Annotated in this window: 3 protein-coding genes and 1 pseudogene; 3 read left to right on the top strand and 1 reads right to left on the bottom strand. The window is 63.0% G+C overall.

Features of this window, described 5'->3' with window-relative positions:
- On the top strand, positions 1-540 hold a 540-nt coding region (locus EN906_RS25415; RefSeq protein ID WP_127375463.1), incomplete at its 5' end, for a TIGR02186 family protein.
- 269 nt (positions 541-809) lie between these two features.
- On the top strand, positions 810-2066 hold the full coding sequence (locus tag EN906_RS25420) for an Hsp70 family protein (protein ID WP_127267782.1): 1257 nt from the start codon (positions 810-812) through the stop codon (positions 2064-2066).
- A gap of 72 nt (positions 2067-2138) precedes the next feature.
- Here the strand turns inward: EN906_RS25420 and EN906_RS25425 are convergent, their stop codons facing one another.
- Positions 2139-3101 (bottom strand): LysR family transcriptional regulator, encoded by a 963-nt coding sequence (locus tag EN906_RS25425; protein ID WP_236383353.1) that lies wholly within the window; start codon positions 3099-3101, stop codon positions 2139-2141.
- Between the two features lie 278 nt (positions 3102-3379).
- On the opposite strand from EN906_RS25425, the pseudogene EN906_RS25430 reads away from it, so the two are divergent.
- Positions 3380-3994 (top strand): annotated as a pseudogene (locus EN906_RS25430) (molybdopterin-dependent oxidoreductase); the annotation flags it as partial.
- Positions 3995-4047: the final 53 nt, after the last annotated feature.

Genomic DNA, 4047 nt, shown 5'->3' on the forward strand with positions numbered 1-4047 from the left:
GTGGTGCGCCGCAAGGACAGGGTGCTAGGCGTCTGGGTCAATCTGGATTCCGAGACCTTCGAGAACGTGCCGGTCTCCTATTCGGTGGCGACGACGCGGCCGCTGCAGGACATCACCGAACCCAACAGCTACAAGCAGCTGTCGCTCGGCGCCTCCAACCTCTACATGCAGCCCGCCGATGCCGGCGACAGCCCGGCGACGATCGAGGAATTCACGGCCGCACTGCGGGAGCGCAAGTCGGCGACCGGCCTCTACAGCGAGAATGTCGGCGGCGTGCAATTCCTGTCGCAGAACCTGTTCCGCGCCACAGTGAGGCTGGCGCCAAATGTGCCAGTTGGAACCCATAAAGCCCGCGCGTTCCTGTTCAAGAGCGGCCTGTTCATCAAGGAAAGCTCGGCCCAGCTCGAAATCCGCAAATCCGGTTTTGAACAGTCGATCTTCCGTATCGCCCACAATTATTCGTTCCTCTATGGCGTCTTCGCGATATCGCTGGCCATGCTGACCGGCTGGCTTGGAAGGCTGATCTTCCGGCGGGATTAATGCATGTCGCCCAAAGGTGGCCCCGCTTTTGGGCGAGCGACATGCATCGAATCAAGACCTGAAGTGCGTCGCGTGAATCCACTCAAACGCGACGCACTTCAGAACTTTTCCCGAAAAGTGGTTTCCCTTTACCGGGGCATGCGGTAGACCGCGCTCCCCAGCCAAATGGCAGACACAAACAATTCGGTTCGGCAGCGCAGCCCGTCCCCGGGCAGCGCGCGATTTCTCGGCGCCTGTCGGCTCGCCGACGACAAATACAGGAACTTGTCATGCGACCAGCCTTCGGCGGCATCGACTTCGGCACTTCGAACTCCACCGTTGGCGTGGTCCGCAACGGGCAGCCGCGCCTCGTCGCCCTGGAGGACGGCCAGGTGACACTGCCCAGTGCCGTGTTCTTCAACTTCGAGGACAACCGCACCTGCTTTGGCCGTCACGCCATCGCCAACTACACCGACAGCATCGAAGGCCGGCTGATGCGTTCGCTGAAGAGCGTGCTCGGCAGTTCGCTGGCCCATGAAAAGACCCGCATCAAATCGCGGTCGATCGGCTTCATGGACATCGTCGGCATGTTCCTCGGACATCTCAAGATGAGGCTGGAAGCAGATGCCGGCGATACGGTCGAGACCGTCGTTCTTGGCCGGCCGGTGCAATTCGTCGACGACGATGCCGAGGCCGACGCGAAGGCGCAAAGCGAACTCGAGAACGCCGCCCGTGGCCAGGGCTTCAAGCACATCGCTTTCCAGTTCGAGCCGATCGCGGCGGCGCTCGACTACGAACAAAAGGTGACATGCGAGGAACTGGCGCTGATCATCGATATGGGCGGCGGCACGTCGGACTTCTCGATCGTGCGCGTCTCGCCGCAGCGCTCCCGGTCGCTCGACCGCAAGGACGACATCCTGGCCAGCCGGGGCGTCCATATCGGCGGTACGGATTTCGACCGGCTGCTGAGCATCGCCCATGTCATGCCGCAACTCGGCTATTTGACGCCGACCAAGGACGGCAAGCGCAATCTGCCGGCAAGCTACTTCATCGACCTCGCGACATGGCAGCGCATCAACCTGGTCTACACCGCCAAGGCGATGACGCATCTGCGCCAGATCCGCTACGAGGCCGAGCGCGCCGACCTGGTCGACCGTTTCATCCACATCGTCGAACACCGCTATGGACACGCGCTGGCCGCACTTGTCGAAAAAGCCAAGATAGAGCTGACCGACAGGTCATCCGCGGAGGTCGTGGTGAAGCTGCCGGGTGCGGAGTTCGCGGCCGAAATCACGCGCAACGGGCTGGATGCCACGATCGCCAGGGACATCGAGCGGGTCACGGCGACGGTAGCGCAGACCATCCGGGACGCTGAGGTGAAGCCATCCGACATCACCGCGGTGTTCCTGACCGGCGGATCGACCGCGATCCCGCTGGCAAGGCGAGAAATCCTGTCGCTGGTGCCGCAGGCATCCGTCATCGAAGGCGACATGTTCGGCTCGGTCGGACTTGGCCTGGCGCTGGATGCGCAGCGAAAGTTCGGTTGACCGGGTCCATTGATATTCAGGTGATGCCGGCCTGCAAATGGCTGATACCTGCGCTTCCGGTGCTCACGTACTTTAAGTACGCTCCGCTCCGGTTCTCGGCATCAGCCATTTTCGACTCGGCCTGACCTGAATCTCAGCGAACCCTCGCCGTTGATCCGACGTACCCAGATGCGCCTTGAGCGCAATCTGGGCCAGGCTTGCCTGGCGATCGCGATGGGTGATCATGGCGAAGTCGCGTTTCGGCAGTTGGAGCGGCACCGACCTCAGACTGCCTTCGGCCACGGCGCGTGCCACGACAAGTTCGGAAATGATGGTGGCGCCGGCCCCCGCCTCGACGGCCTGGCGAATAGCTTCATTGCTCGGCAGCACCAGGAATATCTGGAGGTCGGCGAGCGAAATCCCTTCGTGGCGCGCCAGATCCTCCAGCACCTCGCGCGTGCCGGAACCGCCCTCACGGATGATCCAGCGCAGGCCCTTGATGTCAGGGCGGCCGGGCGCGACTTCGGGGATCTCCGGATGCGCGCTGGCAACCACCAGGATCAGCCTGTCGACGTCGACCTTGGTGCGGCGCAATATGTCGGACTCGGTGCGCCCCTCCACCAGGCCGAGATCCGCCGCGCCATCGAGGACATTGGCCTCGACCTGCCTGGTGTTGCCGATGGAGACGCTCAGCCTGACGGCCGGATAGGCTTCGTGGAAGGAAGCCAGCCGGCGCGGCAGCCAGTAGCTGGCGATAGTCTGGCTGGCGGCGATCGAGAGGCTGCCGGTGACGGTCTGCGAGACATGCTCCAGCACATTGCGCGCGGCGGCGGCCCGCTCGAGCACGGCCTTGGCCTCGGGCAGGAACCGGTGGCCGGTCTGGGCAAGCTCGATGTTGCGGCCGACGCGGTTGAACAGATGGACGCCGTGCTGTTCTTCAAGCGCCCGGATGGCGGCCGATGCGGCCGACTGCGAAATGCCCAGCAATTCCGCCGCCTTGGTCATATGGCCGCGCTCGGCGACGGCGACGAAAATGCGCAACTGGTCCAGGGTCATGCCTGTATTAAGAACCAATATCGATCGAATTTACAAGAACAACTGATTAGACGGATCGGTAGCTTTATTCTAAGTTTCCTCGTGAAGTTAGAAAAAATTCGCCGAGAGATCGCAGAGAGCAGAATGATCGGGCGGTTCAGATCCCTGCTTGCGCATTGGACCCGCGGCATAAGACGGCGGCTGGCCGGCGATCGCTACCACCCGGAAGAGCATTACATGCGCGGCCCCGGACCGAAGACGCGGGCCAAATCCATGGGCCGTACAGGCGCCACCGGATCATGATGCAGGGACCGCCGCGCGGCGCGAATTCGGCACCATCGCAACGCCCGCTTGCCGACACGCGGGCGCCTGACGAAGGCGACGGCGTCGACACCTCGCCTGATGTTTCCGACAGCATCGCCAAGACGACCTGCTACATGTGCGCCTGCCGCTGCGGCATCGACGTGCACATCAAGGATGGCAAGGTCCGCTACATCAACGGCAACAAGGACCATCCGGTCAATCGCGGCGTGATCTGCGGCAAGGGCAGCTCCGGCATCATGCAGCACTACGGTCCGGCAAGGCTGAAGAAGCCCTTGCTGCGCAGCGGGCCGCGCGGCTCCGGCGAGTTCCGCGAGATCGAGTGGGAAGAGGCGTTTTCGATCGCGACGGAACGGCTCTCGGCCATCCGCCGGACCGACCCCAGGAAGCTGGCCTTCTTCACCGGCCGCGATCAATCCCAATCCTTGACCGGCTGGTGGGCGAGCCAGTTCGGCACGCCGAACTTTGCCGCCCATGGCGGCTTCTGTTCGGTCAACATGGCGGCCGGTGGTCTCTATACGATCGGCGGTTCGTTCTGGGAGTTCGGTGAGCCCGACTGGGACAACACCCGGTATTTCATGCTGTTCGGGGTTTGCCGAGGCCGATCTTGATCGGGTTGGAATCGTGATCCTCGGCGACCCCGAAC

This window comes from Mesorhizobium sp. M7A.F.Ca.CA.004.06.1.1 (assembly GCF_003999135.1).
In the GTDB taxonomy this organism is placed as follows: domain Bacteria; phylum Pseudomonadota; class Alphaproteobacteria; order Rhizobiales; family Rhizobiaceae; genus Mesorhizobium.

Bases quoted from the DNA above. Each gene is read 5' to 3' on its own strand.
- EN906_RS25420 (WP_127267782.1), top strand. From the start codon at position 810: ATGCGACCAGCCTTCGGCGGCATCGACTTCGGCACTTCGAACTCCACC.
- EN906_RS25425 (WP_236383353.1), bottom strand. From the start codon at position 3,101: ATGACCCTGGACCAGTTGCGCATTTTCGTCGCCGTCGCCGAGCGCGGC.